Origin of the sequence: Sphingomonas sp. AOB5 (assembly GCF_029433115.1) — a bacterium.
GTDB lineage: Bacteria > Pseudomonadota > Alphaproteobacteria > Sphingomonadales > Sphingomonadaceae > Sphingomonas.
Window position 1 is genome coordinate 21148 of record NZ_JARNTV010000015.1, and the last position, 16437, is coordinate 37584.

Below are 16437 nucleotides of genomic sequence, written 5' to 3' on the forward strand. Positions count from 1 at the left end.
ACTTCTCCCCGGATTGGATGGCTGCCGCGCGTGCGGCGGTCAGCCGATGACCTTGTTCAGCCGCTGCCAGAGCTGCTGGTCGAACTCCTTGTCGCCCGCCGCGGCGCCGGTGCGCACCACCACCAGCTTCTTGCTGGGCACGATGTAGAGGCGGCGATCGAACGCGCCGAGCGCGGCGATGGTATCGGTGGGCGCGGTGGCGATCAGCGGGCCGTCGCGGCGTCCACCCAGCGCGCGGATCGTATAGGCGCCGCTGTTCAGCCACCACAGCCGGGCATAGGCCGGGTTGGTGGCCGAGGGCGTGAACAGCGCCTTCAAGCTGGCTTCGGAAACCACGCGCTTGCCGTCGTTCGAGACGCCGCCGTGCAGCACCATCAGGCCGAACAGCGCGGTGTCGCGCGGGGTGGTGACCAGCCCGGTATCATTGCCGACCGAAGCGAGCGCGGCGGGCCGCTTGCGCCATGCGGTGTTGTTCATGCCGGCGGGCACGGTCAGCCAGTCGCGGGTGATGACGTCGAGCGGCTGTTTCGCGGCGGCGGCCACGATGCGCTTGCTCACGGCATAGACCGGGGTGTTGTAGAAGAAGGCGGTGCCCGCGGGCGCGGTGTAGCCGAACTTCTCGTCCAGCCCCGAGCTCATCGTCAGGATATCGAGGACGCGGATCTTTGCTTCCTGCTCGGGCGTCGCCTTGGACCAGCCGGCGCCGATATAGTCGGACACCGGCTTTTCGACGTCGATCAGCCCCTTGTCGATCGCGATGGCGACCAGCACCGCGACGAAGCTCTTCTGCTGCGACGCGACGTCCTCCAGGAGCGCGCCTTCGCCCGAGCGGCCATAGACGAACATCGCATATTGCGGATTGCCCTCGGGCGCGGGCCAGTATTTCTCGACCAGGATCTTGCCGTCCTGGATCACCAGCAGCCCGGTGCTGTTCTGGTTGCGCGCATAGTCGAGCAGCGCGCTGACATCGGAGGCCGGGGTCGCAACTGCAGGCCGCTGCGGCGGAACCGCGGCGACGCCGGGCGCGCAGGCGATCAGCGAAGTGCACAGAAGCAGGGAAGCTCGCATCATCATCTCCGGTTGCCGGCTGCGCGGCGCTTGATCGGCGGAACGGGGCGCGGCAGCGGGGCGTCGGCCCGGACGCGGGTGCCGCGCGTCAGCATGATCCGGGCGACCTCGCCCTGCATGTAATAGAGGATGTCGCGCGCGGCCTGGCTTGCCTTGTCGGCATCGCGGGTGACCAGCGCAGCGCGAACCTGGCGCCAATATTCATAGGGGCCGGGCGAGTCGGCGGTGAGCGCCAGCGCGACATAGGAGAAGTGGAAGCGCGTCTTGCGGCGGACCGACTCGATCATCTTCTGCGCATCGGTGCTGGCGCTTTCGGCCATCTCGCTGAAGATCGCTTCGCTGACCTCGATGATCTGTTCGGCCGGGGCGCCGCTGGCGGCGTCGCTCAGCAGGCGGTCGATATTGACCAGCATGTGCCGGATCGCGGCGTCGGACCCGCGCAGGCAGGCGAAGCGCGCGGCAAGGCCATAGAGCGCGGCGCGGACTTCGTAGAGATCGAACACTTCCTCGACGGTGGTGGTCGAGACGCGCGCGCCGCGATTTTCCTCCAGCTCGATCAGGCCGTCATCGGCGAGCGTGCGTAGCGCACGGCGGACGATCGAGCGGCCGACGCCGAACTCGCTGCACAGCTTCGCCTCGCGCAGCCATTCGTCGGGCAGGAGTTCGCTGCGCTGGATCCGCAGCCGCAGCACCTGGGCGAGATCGTCCGCGGTGGACACCGGATGGCCTTCGGCGTGATCGTCCTGCGATGCGGATTCCGGGCTGTCTTTCAAAGGTTTACCTCTCACGGATTGCTGCGTTCGTTTGAACTTTTACCAATCTCGCCCCTCGATTCCTATTGCGGCGGCCCCGCGAGAGCAAGCGATTTGTGCAACGATCAAATCAAGATTGTCGTACAATCCATTTGACATTGGTGCGCGATAATTTGATGAAGCGGCCGTGGCGCAGCAAAAAATGCGCGCCAGTGGGAGGATGCATGCGAGACTTTTTTGCCACGACCGCAACCCTTGCGCTCGTCATCGCGACGCCGGCTCTGGCGCAGACCGCGAACCCCGAATCGCAGGACAGCGCGGCGGCGACCCCGGCCGAGGATCAGGATCCCGAGACCAGTGCCAAAGCGCAGAGCGGCGATATCGTCGTCACCGCGCGCCGCCGCGAGGAAAGCATCCGCGACGTGCCGGGCACCATCTCCGCAGTGACCGCCGACCAGCTCGAATCCAAGGGCACCGTCGCGGGCAGCGGCGACCTGCTCAACACCGTTCCCGGCGTCCGCTTCAACGACGTCGCCAGCGAGAATCTCGCCGAGGTTTCGATCCGCGGATCGGGCACGGCGCGCGCCACCGGCGCCGATTCGGGCGTGGGCCTGTTCGTCAACGGCGCCTATGCCGGCAGCTCGACGCTGGGCGGCCGCAACTTCAAGACCATCGACTATTTCGATATCGAGCGGGTCGAAGTGCTCGAAGGGCCGCAGGGCGCGCTGTACGGCCGCAACTCCGAATTCGGCGTGGTCAACATCGTGCTGGCCAAGCCGCGCTTCAACGACTCCGGCTATATCCGCAACACCTTCACCTTCGGGCTGAACCAGGATCGCCTCGCGGTGGTCGTCAACAAGACGCTGAGCGACACTGTCGCGATCCGCATCGGCGCCGAGGGCTATGCCCAGTCGGACGGCTTCTACTTCAATCCGCGCACCGAGAAATATTACGACAGCACCAAGGGGTGGAATGGGCGCGCCCAGCTCCGCTACCGCTCCGGCCCGCTGGACGTCACCTTCCTGGTGGATTCGCAGGACCTGAACCTGCCGAGCTTCGTCAACAGCCTGGTGATCCCCGGCGGCGGCGTGAACGCCGCGGTGCCGCAGGGCTTCCAGCAGTCGCGCTTCACCCTGCCGCATGAAGGCGAGGACGGCATGCAGCAGAAGACGCTGCGCGGCATGCTGCTCGCCAGCTATGATTTCGGCTGGGCCACGCTGGAATCGACTACGATGGCGACGCGCTGGCGCTCCAGCCAGCAATATGCCTCGGCGATCGACTATCCCACGCTGGCGGCGCTGCGCCAGTCGGGCCAGCTTGGCCTCTATCCGTTCAGCCAGGTGCGTACCAATGTGGTCGACCGCACCTTGTATCAGGACCTGCATCTGACCGGGAAGACCGGCGCGCTGACCTGGATCGTCGGCGTCGAAGGCCTGTACCAGAATGACGATTACCGGCTGGCGGTGGCGTCCTCGCCCTGCGCCTTTACCGGCATCAATCAGGGCATCTGCACCGGTACGCCGACCGCGCCGGTCTGCCTGAAGCCGCTGCCGACCTCGGCCAACTGCCCGGCGACCTTCCCGCTGGTGTTTGGCAGCGACGCCAACACCAAGCAATATATCTACTCCGCGGCAGCCTATGCCTCGCTGCAATACACGATCGGCAATTTCTCGGTCGTCGGCGAAGGGCGCATCACCTATGACCACAAGGAGGCGACCCTGTTCGCCTATGCGCTCTACACCACCACCTATACCCGCGCGCCGACCACCTTCTCGTTCAGCGCGGAGCAGCCGGTGTTCACCGTCACCGCCAGCTACAAGGTGCCGGGCCTGAACAATGCGTTGTTCTATGCCAAGGTCGGCACCGGCTATCGCGCGGGCGGCGTGAACAATGGCGCGTTCCGGGCGGCGGCGCCCAATCCGTTCGTGTTTACCTACGACAACGAAAAGACGCTGGGCTGGGAAGCGGGCATCAAGGCAAACATCACGCCCAATCTGTTCTTCCGCACCGCCGCCTATCTGTCGCGCACGACCGATGCGATCACCAGCATCAACGATGGCTGCACGCTCACCAATGCGTGCGGCGTGGCGGGGCAGAATTTCAACATCAATGGCGGCACGATCGAGGCACGCGGCGTTTCCGCCGCGCTCGACGGACGCTTCCGGCTCGGCGGCGGCCTGTTCTCGTTCGGCCTGAACGCCGCGACCCAGCGCGCCCGCTTCGAAAGCGTGCCCGCGGGTCTGACCGGCCTGCCGGTGGTCGGCAGCTCGGTCGCGCAGATCCCCGACTGGACCATGTCCGCGGTGGTCGATTACCGCCGCCCGATCAACGAGCGCGTGACCGGCTTCTTCAACCTGAGCTATTCGGGCCAGCGCGGCGGATCGCAGGACACGACCACGCTTGCCACCCCGGCGATCCCGATGACCGATTTTGACATCTTCAACGGGCAGATCGGTTTCAGCGTCGGCAAGACGCGGGTGGCGCTGAACGTGCGCAACCTGACCGATCGTCAGGTCCAGGTGCTCAAGTTCACCCAGGCGGGCTATCCGCTGTCGGTGCGCTACAACAAGCCGCGCACCTTCGCGCTGACCGTGGGCTATCGCTGGTAACAACAGGCAGTTCGGGAGAGTGCACGACGTGGCAAGTCAGCAGGCGGAAAGCAGCAAGCCGAGTACCAAGGTTGCGGTGATGGCGTCGGCGGGCGCGGCGGTCGAATGGTATGATTTCTTCATCTACGGCACCGCCGCGGCGCTGGTCTTCCCCAAGCTGTTCTTCCCGCCCGAACTGCCCCTGTTCGTCGCGCAGATCGCGGCGTTCAGTACCTTTGCCGTGGGCTTCATCGCCCGGCCGATCGGGGGCCTGCTGTTCGGTCATCTCGGCGATCTGCACGGGCGCAAGAATGCGCTGGTGCTGGCGATGATGCTGATGGGCGCGGCGACGACCATCATCGGGCTGTTGCCGAGCTATGCCGCCGCCGGCGTGCTCGCGCCGCTGGCGCTGGTGGCGATGCGCTTCATCCAGGGCCTTGCCGTCGGCGGGCAATGGGGCGGCGCGGCACTGCTCGCGATCGAAAGCGCACCGGCCAACAAGCAGGGCTATTATGGCAGCTTCGTGCAGGTCGGCGTGCCGCTTGGCGTCGTGCTGGCCAACACTGCCTTCCTCATTTCCAGCGCGCTGGTATCCCCCGATCAGTTCCTCGTCTGGGGCTGGCGGATCGGGTTCGTCATCAGCATCGCGCTGATCTTCATCGGCCTCTATATCCATTGGCGGGTCGAGGAGCCGCAGCACGAGGCGGCGCCGGTAGCCAAGGTGGAAACGGCCAAGCCCTCCTCGCCGCTGTTCGCGGTGCTTCGCGGGCACTGGCGCGAAGTGCTGCTCGCGGGCGGCGCGTTCATCGCCAACAATGTCTGCTTCTACATCGCGATCACCTATGCGGTGGCGTACGGCACCACCACCATGGGGCTGTCGCGCGAGACGATGCTGGCCGCGGTCATGATCGGCAGCGTGGCGATGATCCCGGCGCTGATCCTGTGCGGTGCTCTGTCGGACCGGTTCGGGCGGCGCGGCATCTTCATGCTGGGTGCGATCCTCTCGGGCGCATGGGCGTTCGCAGTGTTCCCGCTGATCGATTCGCAATCGCCGGTCGCGGTGACGGTGGCAATCGCGGTGGCGCTGATCTTCGTCGCCTTCATGTACGGGCCGCAGGCGGCCTTGTTCGCCGAGCTGTTCCCGCGCGAAGTCCGCTATTCGGGCGCGTCGCTCGGCTATCAGATCGGCACGCTGGCCGGTGGCGGCTTCGCGCCGATCATCGCGACGGCCCTGTTCGCCCATTACCAGACGACCCTGTCGATCTCGGTCTATCTCGCCGCGACCTGCGTGGTATCCTTGGTCTGCATCATCCTGCTGGGACGGATGAACCGGGGAGCCGTGCATGCCTGACAGGCGGAGTTTTCTGGCGGGCAGCGTGGTGCTGCCTGCCCTGACTGCAGCGACCCTCGATGGCGGCGGCCGCGATGCGATGGTGGCGACCGACCTCGCCAACTATATCGGCTTCGGCAGCAAGCAGGCAGGCGGCGCGGGCGACAACGCCGGTGGCGAGTGGCTCGCCGCGGAACTCGAAAAGCTCGGCTTCGCGATCCAGCGCCAGAGCTTCCAGACGCCTTATTTCGAGCCGACCCGCGCGGAGCTGATCGCGGGCGAGGCAAAGGCCGCGGTCTGGCCGCAACCCATCGTCATCCAGACCGGGGCGGACGGCATGAGCGGTCCGCTGGTCCGGGTCGATGGCGCCGGAAAGGCTGATGGGGAACTGGCCGGCGCCATCGCACTGGTCGATCTGCCTTCGGGCCGCTGGTCGACCGCGCTGGCCAAGCCGATCCGCGCACCGATCACCGCGGCGTTCGCGGGCGGGGCGAAGGCAGTGGTCGCCATCACCAATGGCCCGACCGGCAAGATCATCGCGCTCAACGCCGATGGCCGCCAGCCGATGTTTGCGGGGCCGGTCGCGCTGATCGCGCCTGCCGACGCGCAGCCTTTCCTCGATGCCGCGCGTAGCCGTGCCTCGGCCACGCTGCACATTACAGGCAAGGGTGGGCACCGGCCCGCGTTCAACTTCATCGGTCGCATCGACCGGGGGAAGAAGCGCTGGCTGGCGGTCTCGACGCCGCGTTCGGGCTGGTATGGCTGCGCGGGCGAGCGCGGACCCGGTGTCGCGGCCTGGCTGTGGCTGGCGCGCTGGGCGAGCAAGGCGGTGCAGGATCACGACCTCGCCTTTGTGTGCAACACCGGGCACGAATATGAGTATCTCGGTGCTTCCGAAGCGCTGAAGGAGATCGCGCCCAAGCCCGCCGATACGCGCTTCTGGCTGCATCTCGGCGCCAATGTTGCCGCGCGCGACTGGCACGATATCAGCGGGTCGCCGCTGCCCAGCCCCGACACGCAGCGCTATCTGTCGGCCAGCCCGTCGCTGTTGCCGGTCGCGCGCGAGGCCTTTGCCGGGCTTGCCGGATATGAGGCCCCCTATTCGACCGACACGCTGACCGCGGGCGAACTGACCGAGATCGTCGCGGCGGGGTACAAGCCGGCCGCGGGCGTGTTCGGCATCCACCGCTATCACCATGTCGCCGAAGACGATGCGCGGTGCGTGCATGCACCCAATGTCATCGCCGCTTCCGCCGCCTTCCAGAGCTTCGTCGAGCGCGTGCTCGCCGGCTGACGCCGAAAGGCGATTGTGCAGCTTGTGAGCCCCCCAGCTGGTGGCCAGTGATCCAATTGCCGACGTGCGGTCGGCATGTGATATCTGCGTAATGAAAAGCCTGGTTCGTATTGGCGCGCTCGACATCGCGGAGGCCATTTCGGAACGAATCGGCTCCTACGTGGATATGGAATTCATGCAGTTTCTGGCGGTGCAAGGTGACCGCATCGACTGCTGGTATATGAATAGCGGTGGCGACGGCCCGTCATTTGCAATCGAGATTGTCCGAAGCGGCAACGGATGGGAACTCCATCTGACGGAGCATCCTGCGGGGACCGAGCAGTCCATCGAGCTTCCCTGACGGCTGCCTTCCAGAAAAACTGCCCGGTGGCCGTCATACTCGCCGGCTGACCCACAAAAAAAGGCCAGCTGCCGGGGGAAGGGCAGCTGGCCGATGGCGCTCCGGGGAGGAGGGGCCGGGAGAGGTTAGAAGGAGAGGCGCCCGCCCAGCACGAACTGCCGCCCGCTATGGGTCAGCACGTTCAGGCGGTTGGTCTCGTCGACGAACTGGTCGTTCTTCTCGTCGGTGAGGTTGATCATCTCGAGGCTCACCTTGAAATTGTCGGTGATGTTGTACGAGATCTGCGCGTCGACATTGGTGGTGGCGTTGGTGCCGTTATAGGCATTGCCTTCGGTGCCCGGCACCGCGGTCAGATAGCTCGAGCGATAGGCGACCGATCCGCGGATCGAGAACTTGCCGGTCTCGTAATAGAGCGTGCCGTTGGCGGCGTACTTCGACAGACCGAGCAGCGAGGCGCGGACGGTGGTCGCACCGGTGGCCGAGGTCAGATACTCGATGTCCGACGTGACATAGGTGAAGTTCGCCAGCACGCCGAAGTTCGACAGGAAGCCCGGCAGGAAGGTGAAGGGCTGCTGCACATTCACTTCGAAGCCGCGCAGCATGCCGCCCTTCGAATTGACCGGCTGGCTGACGATGAAGATGTCGGTCGGCGACGCCGTCGTGCCGGTCAGCAGCGAATTGGGCAGGCCCAGGCTGGTATAGGGCACGCTGGTGCTCAGCGTCTGGACGAAGGTGCCGATATCCTTCTGGAACACCGAGACCGCATAGATGGCGCCGCGGGTCGGATACCATTCGATCGAGGCGTCGAGATTGTTCGACTGGGTCGGGATCAGGTTCGGGTTGCCCGAGCTGAAGGTACGGTTGCCGCCCGACACGTTGAGGTTGCCGCCGGGGCTGAGCGAGCCGATGCCGGCGCGGGCGATGGTCTTCGCCGCCGCGACACGAACCAGCAGATTGTCGGTCACGTCGAACACGAGGTTCGCCGAGGGCAGCCAGCGGCTATAGCTGTTCTCGGCATTGACCAGATTCACCGTCGCGCCCTGGCTGGCATAGCTGGTCGAGAACTGATCGGTGCGGACATAGCGCAGGCCGATATCGCCGCGCAGCGGCAGGCCGACGTCGCGGAAGTTGAAGGTCGCCATGCCCCATGCGCCGATATCGTCCTCGCGAACGGTGACATAGGAGCCGCGCGCGGTTGCGTTCTCGACGCCGCCGGTGGCGTAGGTCGGGTTGGTCGAGGTGCCGAGCGCATCCTGGAAGGCGGCCAGATTGGGAACGACCCAGCTGGTCGGCGTGCCCGAGGGGATGCCCAGCCCGCGGCCGAAGCCCGAGAAGGTGGTGAGCAGCGGCGCAAGCTGCGCGGCCGTGAGGGTGGTCACCACCGTCTCGCCCTGCAGGCGGCGCTGTTCGGTCGAGCTGTATTCGAAGCGGCGCCAGTCGGCCCCGGCCTTCAGCGACACCACCGAGCTGGCGGTCCATTCGACGAAGCCCTTGGCGTTGGTGAAGCTGTTGTCGACCGTCTGCGGACGGATGCGGACTTCCGAAGTGCCGTTGGTGAACGAGAAGGTGCTCGCGCTGGCGATGTTCACGCCCGGACGGATTGTCGGGAAGCGGGTCGAGAAGTCGTAGTAGAAGCCGTTGGTGTTGGCCGCGTCGATGGTGACCGTGGTCTGCACCGGGTTGCGGAAGGCCGAGTTCGAATAGCCGACCACGACGCCCATCTTCACCTTGTCCCCGAACTTCTGATCGAGCGTGCCGGTGAGCTGGTAGAAATCGGTGGTCAGCTCGTCATAGCGGGCCTGGGTGCGCAGATCGACATTGTCGAACGTACCCGAGATGATGTTGCTGTTCGAATCGACGGTGGCCGAGCGGATGATCGTCTGCGGCTTGCCGGTGCCCGAGCGGCTGAAGCTGATTGCCTGGAACTGCGACTCACTGCGCGTGCCGTCGAGGCGCGAATAGAGGCCGTCGATCGAGATCAGCGTGCGGTCGGTCGGCTGGAACTGCAGCGACAGGGCGGCGCCGAGGCGCTGCTGCTGGATGTCGTAGCTGACCAGGCCCGGGATGCGCGGATGATAGAGTGCGGTCTCGGGATTGGTGTCGTTGATCTGGGCGATGGTCTTGCCGTTGATCGTCGAGGCGGCGTTGAAGCCGCCGTTGAAGCCGCCATAGGTCCAGCGCGTGATGTTCGCGCCTTCCTCGGTCAGGCGGCGCTCTTCGTACGAGAAGGACAGCAGCACGCCGAACCGGCCGTCATTGGTGCTGGTGGTGACCAGGCCCGACAGGCGCGGCTTCGCCTTGCGGGCGAGATCGTTGTAGCTGACCGAGGCCGAGAAGACGGCGGTCGGCTTCTTGTAGTCGAGCGGACGCGCGGTCTGCAGGTCGACGGTGCCGCCGAGCGACCCTTCCTCGACATCGGCGGTCGCAGTCTTGCGCACGGCCAGGCTGTTGAACAGGTCCGACGAGAAGATGTTGAAGTCGAAGCCGCGGCCGCGGTTCACGCCGCCCGAATTGTCGGTGCCGCCGGTGGTGCCGATGGCTTCCATGCCGTTGATGCGCACGCGGCTATATTCGGGCCCGAGGCCGCGGACCGAGATGTTGCGGCCTTCGCCGTTGACGCGGCTGATCGCGACGCCGGGAATGCGCTGAAGCGACTCGGCGAGGTTCAGGTCCGGAAATTCGGCGATGTCTTCCGCCTTGATGACGTCGACGGTCGCGGTCTCGTTGCGCTTGATGCCGATCGCGCCGCTCAGGCTCTCGCGGAAGCCCTTCACGACGATCTCGTTGCCGGCGCCTTCGTCCTGCGCATCCTGCGCGATATCGGCGGGCGCATCAGTCGACTGGGCGAACGCACTGGTCGCGGTCAGGGCTGCCGCTGCACCGGAAAGGGCGAGAAGGGACTTGAAGATACGAATGCGGGTCATGCTTTCAGACTCCCCTGAAATGGCGCGGCTTCGTGACGAGCCTGCTTCGATTGGCTGGTTAGCCGCGGCGGGCGGCGACATGCCAATCTCAATCGGACATGGATCGATGCGCGACATGCACTGATCGGGCGTCTGGGAGAGGCGGCGGAGTCGCATCGAGCCAAGATGTGGCTGGATCGTTCCCGAATTTGACTTGGACCGCCACGCATGCCGCAGGTACGCCGATTCAAAGGACAAACGCGCGCCCGCAACAGAGGCGCGCGAGTCAGCGAAGGAGAGCGTGCCATGATCGATCAGCGCACCAGACCCACCCATGTGCGCTATGCGATCATCGCATTGATCTTCATCATCACATCGGTGAACTATGCCGATCGCGCGACCTTCTCGATCGCGGGCAGTGCGGCATCGTCGGAACTGGGGCTGTCCCCGATCCAGACCGGATATATCCTTTCCGCCTTTGCCTGGGCCTATGCGCTGGCGCAGATCCCGGGCGGCATCCTGCTCGACAAGTTCGGTACCAAGCGCATCTATGCCGGCGCGATTGCGCTATGGTCGCTGTTCACCGCGACGCAGGGCTTTGCCGGCTGGCTGCCCGGGGTGTCGGCGGTCACGATGCTGTTCGCGATGCGCTTTCTGGTCGGGCTGGCCGAGGCGCCGTCCTTCCCGGGCAATGCGCGGCTGGTCACCGCATGGTTCCCTTCGGCCGAGCGCGGGACCGCATCGGCGATCTTCAATTCCGCGCAATATTTCTCGATCGTGGTGTTCGTGCCGCTGATGGGCTGGCTGGCGCATGAGCATGGCTGGCGCACGATCTTCTGGACGATGGGCGTGATCGGCCTGCTCGCCACGCTGGCCTTTCTGCGCTTCATCCACAGCCCGGTGAACCACCCCTCGATCAACGCCGCCGAGCTGGCGCATATCGAGGCGGGCGGCGGTCAGGTGAACATGGAAACGGCCACGGTCCAGAAGTTCGACTGGGGCAATGTCGGCAAGCTGATCGCCAACCGGATGATGCTGGGAATCTATCTTGGCCAGTACTGCATCAACGTGCTGACCTATTTCTTCGTCACCTGGTTCCCGATCTATCTGGTCAAGGAGCGCGGGCTGAACATCATGGAGGCGGGCTTTGCAGCCGCAGCACCCGCGATCTTCGGCTTCGTCGGCGGGCTGGCGGGCGGATACGCTTCGGACATGATCCTGAAGCGGACCGGATCGCTCGATCTGGCGCGCAAGGGACCTCTGGTGTTCGGCATGGTGCTGGCGACGATGATCATCGCCTGCGTCTGGGCGCAGACCGAGTGGATGGTGATCGTGCTGATGTCGATCGCGTTCTTCGGCAAGGGCGTCGCGTCGCTCGGCTGGGCGATCATGGCTGATGTCGCGCCGCGCAAGCTGGCGGGCCTGTCGGGCGGCGTGTTCAACATGTTCGGCAATCTGGCGGGCATCGCGACGCCGATCGTGGTCGGCTATATCGTCAGCGCGACCGGCTCGTTCGATCTGGCGCTCGTCTATGTCGGTGCGCACTGCCTGCTGACGATCTTCGCCTTCATGGTCATCGCCGGACCGATCCGCCGGGTGGAGCTGCCGGAATGAGCATCGCCCAGAACGGAACGCGCCGCGACTTCCTGTTCCGTTCGGCGGCCACCGCCACGCTGATGTTGCCCGCGACGGCGCGTGCCGCGGCGCCTGCACTGGTCGCCCGCACGCCGATGGCGGCGCCCGAATGGGCCACGCTCCAGCGCGAACTGCTCCGCCGCAATGCCGAGGCGTGCGAGGCCTTCTATGCCAGCTATGTCGACCGCAAGGGCTGGCTGAAGGTGTTCGAGCGCTGGGGCGCGAACGATGGTCCCGACGATGCGGCCGAAGCGACCAACGACTGGGCGATCCTGCACGCGCTGGGCGGATCGGACCGGATCCTGACGCTGACCCACAGCTTCTGGGAAGGGCATCTCAAGCAGTACACGGCGATGCGGACCGTCGAGACCCCGGCGGCGCGGCGCGGCATGTATTATCGCGAATTCCCGGTCCAGATGGACTGGCAGCACAACAGCGAAGGCCTCACCACCTTCAATTGCATGGGGCTTTCGACCCCGCGCGATGCGAAGCTGTTGGCGCGCACCCGCCGCTATGCCGATTTCTACACCGGCGCGGACAAGTCGGTGCGGAACTACGATCCGAAGCTGCGGATGATGCGCAGCATGATGAATGGCAGCCGCGGCCCGATGCTGCGCGATGCGACAGCGCTCGACTGGGCGGGCGATCCGTTCGAGGCCGGCGCGCGCTTCCATATGGAGCATGGCGAGACGACCTATCAGGAAACGCTCGATCACTATGTCGAGTATACCGATGTGGTCGGCGACAATCCCTTGAACCTTCAGGCGACCACGCTGGGCCTGAACGCGTACGCACTGGGCGCGGGCGAGCGGTTCCGGCGATGGGCGCTCGACTATCTCGATGCCTGGGTGGATCGCGCCAAGGCCAATGGCGACATGCTGCCGAGCAAGATCCTGCCCGACGGCAAGATCGCGCCGGACTGGTGGGGCGGCGTCTATGGCTGGGGCTTCTCGCCCATCGCGACGCCGGGCAAGCGCGAGGATCGCAACCGCGTACCGCGTTCGATCACCGCCTTCCTCAACGGCACGCTGCTGACCGGCGATTCGGCTTATATCGACGTGTGGCGCCGCCAGAATGCGCGGATCAACGAGGCCGGGCGGCAGAAGGACGGCAAGTTCGAGGCGCCGACCATGTATGGCGCCGAAGGCTGGTACAGCTTCAAGCCCGGCCCCTATCGCACCAACGGGTTCGAGATCTGGTATGTCAGCCAGCGCGCCGACGATCGCGCGGCGGCGGGCGATCATCCTTGGGTCTCGTTCCTCGAAGGCGGCAATCCGGACTATCCGGTGCAGGCGCTGAACAAGGATCTGAAGCGCGTCGCGGATCGCGTCGCGGCGCGCGAGGCGGACACGACCACGGCCGATACGCGGCTGGCCGACTGGCCGATCGACAAGAACCCGGCGAGCGTCACCAGCCTGATCCAGCTGATGACCGGCGGCATGCACATCGCCCGCCCGCCCTGGACCTCGACTTCGCCCAATCAGGGCGGCGTGCCGTTCCATTGCCGGCTGCGCTATTTTGACGCGGAGAAGCGCCGCGCGGGCGTGCCGGAGGATGTCGCGGCGCTGGTGCATGCGATGGGCGATACCTCGGCCGAGGTGACGCTCGTCAATCTGGGCAAGGCGCGGCGCACGGTGATCGTGCAGGGCGGCGCCTATGCCGAGCACGCAATCGAGAGCGTGACGATGGACGGCGCGCCGATGGCCGTCGGCGGGCGCGACTTCACGCTGCGGCTGGAGCCGGGCTGCGGCACGCGGCTGAAGCTGGCGATGAAGCGCTATGCCAACCGGCCGACTCTGGCGTTTCCCTGGGATCGCTGAGGCTGAAACTTCACACTAGCTTCACACTGACCCGGATGGTTTGAGCGAGGCGGTTTCTCCATTCCTGCGTCACCCTGAACTTGTTTCAGGGTCCATTTCTCCACCGGCGCTGTCATCGCTTGTTGGGCGATGGATGCTGAAACAAGTTCAGCATGACGGAAGGGGAAAGCGGGGTTCGCTGGCAATATCAAAGAGCGGTCGGAAACAACACCGACCGCGCGAGCCAAGCAGGCGAAGTCCAACATTGCAAGCGGGGTCAGCCGCCCGGCTTGATATAGGGGGCGACCGACCAGAGCAGCCGTTCCTCGCGGCGCGGATCGCCTTCGACATGGGTGTCGGTGTCGAAGATCATCGTCAGCCGCTTCTCGAGATCGAACTTCGGCCATGCCGGGATGCTGGCGCAATTCGGATCGCCGGTGCGGGCGAAGGCGATGAAGCTGTCCGCCATCCGGCCCGCGAGCAATCGTGCCGCGGCGCTGTCGCCGGTGCGCGATCCGGGTGCGGTCGTGTTGTCGAACACCAGGGGGATATCGAGCGTGTGGAACGCGCCCAGCACGCCGCCAGCCTCGGGCGCGGGGAAGTCGAGCTGGTACATCCAGGTCGGCGCGCCGATCCGCGCACGTTCCTCGGCCTGGATCAGATGGCCGGGCCAGGATCGGCCCGCGGTGGTCGCGGCGAGCAGGATCTGGCCGGGCGTCTTGTCCGGGTAAATCTCGCGGTAGCGGCGCACGACCCAGTCGGGCGCGACATCCTTGGTGATCTGCGAATCGATCCGGCCGGGCAGATTGTCCCATGTCGTGTCGCCGGCCTTCAGCCAGTTGGCGATCCACAGCCCGGTCTCGTCATGGGTGTTGCCGACGATCAGCGGGATATGCGCTGCCTCGCGCGGGGCATCGGGGACGAAGGGATGGCGGGGGAGGGCGCCATGATCGAGGGTGGAGACGAAGCTGATCTCGCCCTTGCCCTCCAGTGGATCGGTCATGCCCATCGCCTCGACCAGCCGCTCGAGCGGCAGCATGGCGAGTTCTGCGACGGTCGCGGCGCCTGCTTTTGCCATCCATGCCTGCGCGCGCTTCGTGGCGTTGCGCGGGCCTGCGGCAGTGACGTGCTGGCCGCTCATCGTCGCGACGCGGTGGATCAGCGGGCGAGCCTCGGGCATCGCCATCAGGGTGATCGCCTTGCCGCCGCCGCCCGACTGGCCGAACACCATCACGCAGTTCGGGTCTCCGCCGAACCCCGCGATATTGTCGCGCACCCATTGCAGCGCCAGCACGATATCGAGATTGCCGACATTGCCCGATTCCGCCGGTCCGCCGAGCTGGGCGAGATAGGCATAGCCGAGTGCCGCCAGCCGGTGATTGAGCGTCACCACCACCACATCACCGCGCCGGACGAGGTTGGTGCCGTCGTAGAGCGGATCCGATCCCGAGCCGTGCGCATGCGCGCCGCCATGGAGATAGACCATCACCGGGCGCTTCGCGGCATCCAGCGCGGGGGTCCAGATATTGAGGAACAGGCAGTCCTCGCTGGTCGGTTCCTCGGCCTTGGTCTGGGGTGCCGCCGCGCCGTAACGCGTAGCGTCGGCGATGCCGGTCCATGGTTGCGGTGGCCGCGCGCGCTGGAAGCGGCGTTGCCGCGTGTCCGCGCCGTAGCCATTGCCGTTGGAGATCAGCACGCCGTTCTTGCGGCTTCCGCGCACCCGGCCATGGCGGGTCGCCGCGACCGGATCGCCCTTGGCGGGGCCGGCCCAGGCTGCGGCAGGCAGCAGCAATGCGCCGCCGATCAGGCCGCGCCGGTCGATCATGCGCCGGCGGTCTGGGCGCAGAGCAGGCGCATCGGTTCGAGCGCCGGATTGGTGTTGTCGCGGCGCCAGACCATGTGGAGTTCGACCGGGTTCTCCGGCTCGGCCTTCAGCGCGCGGAACTGGACGTCCATCAGGTGCAGCCCCGATGCCGATTGCGGGACCAGAGCGGCGGCGAGACCGGCATGGACCAGTCCCAGCATCGAATGGATCTGGGTCACGTGCTGCAGATAGTTGGGCGATACGCCGGCATCGTCGAACAGCCGCACCAGCATGTCGTGGAAATAACCCGCGCCCTGTCGCGCATACATGATCAGCGGCTCGCCATCGAAATCGGACAGCTCGAAGCTGGGCTTGGACTGGCGCGGATCGCCGGGGGGCAGTGCCACGACCAAAGGCTCGCGCAGCACGCACAACGTATCGAACTCGTGCCGGTCGATCGGCGGGCGGACGAAACCGATATCGATCAGCCCGGTCAGCAGTGCATCGACCTGCTCGCCGGTCACCATCTCGTGCAGTTCGAGATCGATATTGGGGAGGCTCGCGCGGGCATTCGCCACGATCTGCGGCACGAGGCTGTAGCCCGAGACGGCGGTGAAGCCGATCGAGACCTTGCCGGTATCGCCCTTCGCCACGCGGCGCGCGGAAAGCGATGCGCTTTCGGCGAGGCGGACGATACGCCGTGCCTCAATCAGGAAGACATGCCCCGCCGGGGTCAGACTCACCTGGCGGCTGGTGCGTTCGAGCAGGGTGACGCCCAATATGCGCTCAAGCAGCTGGATCTGCCGGCTGAGCGGGGATTGGGTCATGTTCAGACGCTGCGCAGCGCGGCCGAAATGGAGTTCCTCGGCCGCGGCGACGAAGCAGCGGAGCTGGCTAAGCTCGAACATGGCCCCGCTGTATCGC

11 protein-coding genes are annotated in these 16437 nt (G+C 65.9%); 6 read left to right on the forward strand and 5 right to left on the reverse strand.

Annotation, left to right across the window (positions count from 1 at the left end; genetic code table 11):
- Window positions 1-39 precede the first annotated feature (39 nt).
- Together P1X14_RS08960 and P1X14_RS08965 are read right to left on the reverse strand one after the other, a co-directional pair.
- Window positions 40-1068 carry a serine hydrolase gene (locus P1X14_RS08960; RefSeq protein ID WP_277314998.1) on the reverse strand — a complete coding sequence of 343 codons (1029 nt, stop codon included), beginning with the start codon at window positions 1066-1068 and terminating at the stop codon, window positions 40-42.
- Window positions 1069-1070: 2 nt separating this feature from the next.
- On the reverse strand, window positions 1071-1841 hold the full coding sequence (locus P1X14_RS08965; protein ID WP_277314999.1) for a GntR family transcriptional regulator: 771 nt from the start codon (window positions 1839-1841) through the stop codon (window positions 1071-1073).
- A gap of 203 nt (window positions 1842-2044) precedes the next feature.
- On the opposite strand from P1X14_RS08965, the gene P1X14_RS08970 reads away from it, so the two are divergent.
- The 4 genes from P1X14_RS08970 (at window position 2045) to P1X14_RS08985 (ending at window position 7372) form a co-directional block, all read left to right on the forward strand.
- Window positions 2045-4429 (forward strand): TonB-dependent receptor, encoded by a 2385-nt coding sequence (locus P1X14_RS08970; RefSeq protein ID WP_277315000.1) that lies wholly within the window; start codon window positions 2045-2047, stop codon window positions 4427-4429.
- Window positions 4430-4457: 28 nt separating this feature from the next.
- Window positions 4458-5759, forward strand: a complete 1302-nt coding sequence (locus tag P1X14_RS08975) for an MFS transporter (RefSeq protein WP_277315001.1) — start codon at window positions 4458-4460, stop codon at window positions 5757-5759.
- The gene (locus P1X14_RS08980) at window positions 5752-7032 is read left to right on the forward strand and encodes a hypothetical protein (protein WP_277315002.1); all 1281 of its coding nucleotides are present in this window, start codon (window positions 5752-5754) and stop codon (window positions 7030-7032) included. Before P1X14_RS08975 ends, P1X14_RS08980 begins: the two co-directional genes overlap by 8 nt.
- A gap of 91 nt (window positions 7033-7123) precedes the next feature.
- Window positions 7124-7372, forward strand: a complete 249-nt coding sequence (locus tag P1X14_RS08985) for a hypothetical protein (protein ID WP_277315003.1) — start codon at window positions 7124-7126, stop codon at window positions 7370-7372.
- A 125-nt stretch (window positions 7373-7497) separates the two neighbouring features.
- Here the strand turns inward: P1X14_RS08985 and P1X14_RS08990 are convergent, their stop codons facing one another.
- Window positions 7498-10296: a TonB-dependent receptor gene (locus tag P1X14_RS08990; RefSeq protein ID WP_277315004.1), complete on the reverse strand. Its 2799-nt coding sequence runs from the start codon at window positions 10294-10296 to the stop codon at window positions 7498-7500.
- A 285-nt stretch (window positions 10297-10581) separates the two neighbouring features.
- On the opposite strand from P1X14_RS08990, the gene P1X14_RS08995 reads away from it, so the two are divergent.
- Together P1X14_RS08995 and P1X14_RS09000 are read left to right on the forward strand one after the other, a co-directional pair.
- On the forward strand, window positions 10582-11889 hold the full coding sequence (locus tag P1X14_RS08995) for an MFS transporter (protein WP_277315005.1): 1308 nt from the start codon (window positions 10582-10584) through the stop codon (window positions 11887-11889).
- Entirely contained in the window at window positions 11886-13730 is a 1845-nt protein-coding gene (locus P1X14_RS09000; RefSeq protein ID WP_277315006.1) for a hypothetical protein, read from the forward strand. Before P1X14_RS08995 ends, P1X14_RS09000 begins: the two co-directional genes overlap by 4 nt.
- A gap of 256 nt (window positions 13731-13986) precedes the next feature.
- Here the strand turns inward: P1X14_RS09000 and P1X14_RS09005 are convergent, their stop codons facing one another.
- Together P1X14_RS09005 and P1X14_RS09010 are read right to left on the reverse strand one after the other, a co-directional pair.
- Window positions 13987-15534, reverse strand: coding sequence for a carboxylesterase/lipase family protein (locus P1X14_RS09005; RefSeq protein WP_277315007.1), 1548 nt, complete (start codon window positions 15532-15534; stop codon window positions 13987-13989).
- Window positions 15531-16421, reverse strand: a complete 891-nt coding sequence (locus tag P1X14_RS09010; RefSeq protein WP_277315008.1) for a LysR substrate-binding domain-containing protein — start codon at window positions 16419-16421, stop codon at window positions 15531-15533. The genes P1X14_RS09005 and P1X14_RS09010 overlap by 4 nt, the downstream gene beginning before the upstream one ends.
- Between the last annotated feature and the right edge of the window lie 16 nt (window positions 16422-16437).

Excerpts from the sequence above, each read along its gene's own strand:
- P1X14_RS08980 (WP_277315002.1), top strand. The coding sequence starts at position 5,752 with ATGCCTGACAGGCGGAGTTTTCTGGCGGGCAGCGTGGTGCTGCCTGCC.
- P1X14_RS08990 (WP_277315004.1), bottom strand. The coding sequence starts at position 10,296 with ATGACCCGCATTCGTATCTTCAAGTCCCTTCTCGCCCTTTCCGGTGCA.
- P1X14_RS08995 (WP_277315005.1), top strand. The coding sequence starts at position 10,582 with ATGATCGATCAGCGCACCAGACCCACCCATGTGCGCTATGCGATCATC.
- P1X14_RS09000 (WP_277315006.1), top strand. The coding sequence starts at position 11,886 with ATGAGCATCGCCCAGAACGGAACGCGCCGCGACTTCCTGTTCCGTTCG.
- P1X14_RS08970 (WP_277315000.1), top strand. The coding sequence starts at position 2,045 with ATGCGAGACTTTTTTGCCACGACCGCAACCCTTGCGCTCGTCATCGCG.
- P1X14_RS09010 (WP_277315008.1), bottom strand. The coding sequence starts at position 16,421 with ATGTTCGAGCTTAGCCAGCTCCGCTGCTTCGTCGCCGCGGCCGAGGAA.
- P1X14_RS09005 (WP_277315007.1), bottom strand. The coding sequence starts at position 15,534 with ATGATCGACCGGCGCGGCCTGATCGGCGGCGCATTGCTGCTGCCTGCC.
- P1X14_RS08960 (WP_277314998.1), bottom strand. The coding sequence starts at position 1,068 with ATGCGAGCTTCCCTGCTTCTGTGCACTTCGCTGATCGCCTGCGCGCCC.
- P1X14_RS08985 (WP_277315003.1), top strand. The coding sequence starts at position 7,124 with ATGAAAAGCCTGGTTCGTATTGGCGCGCTCGACATCGCGGAGGCCATT.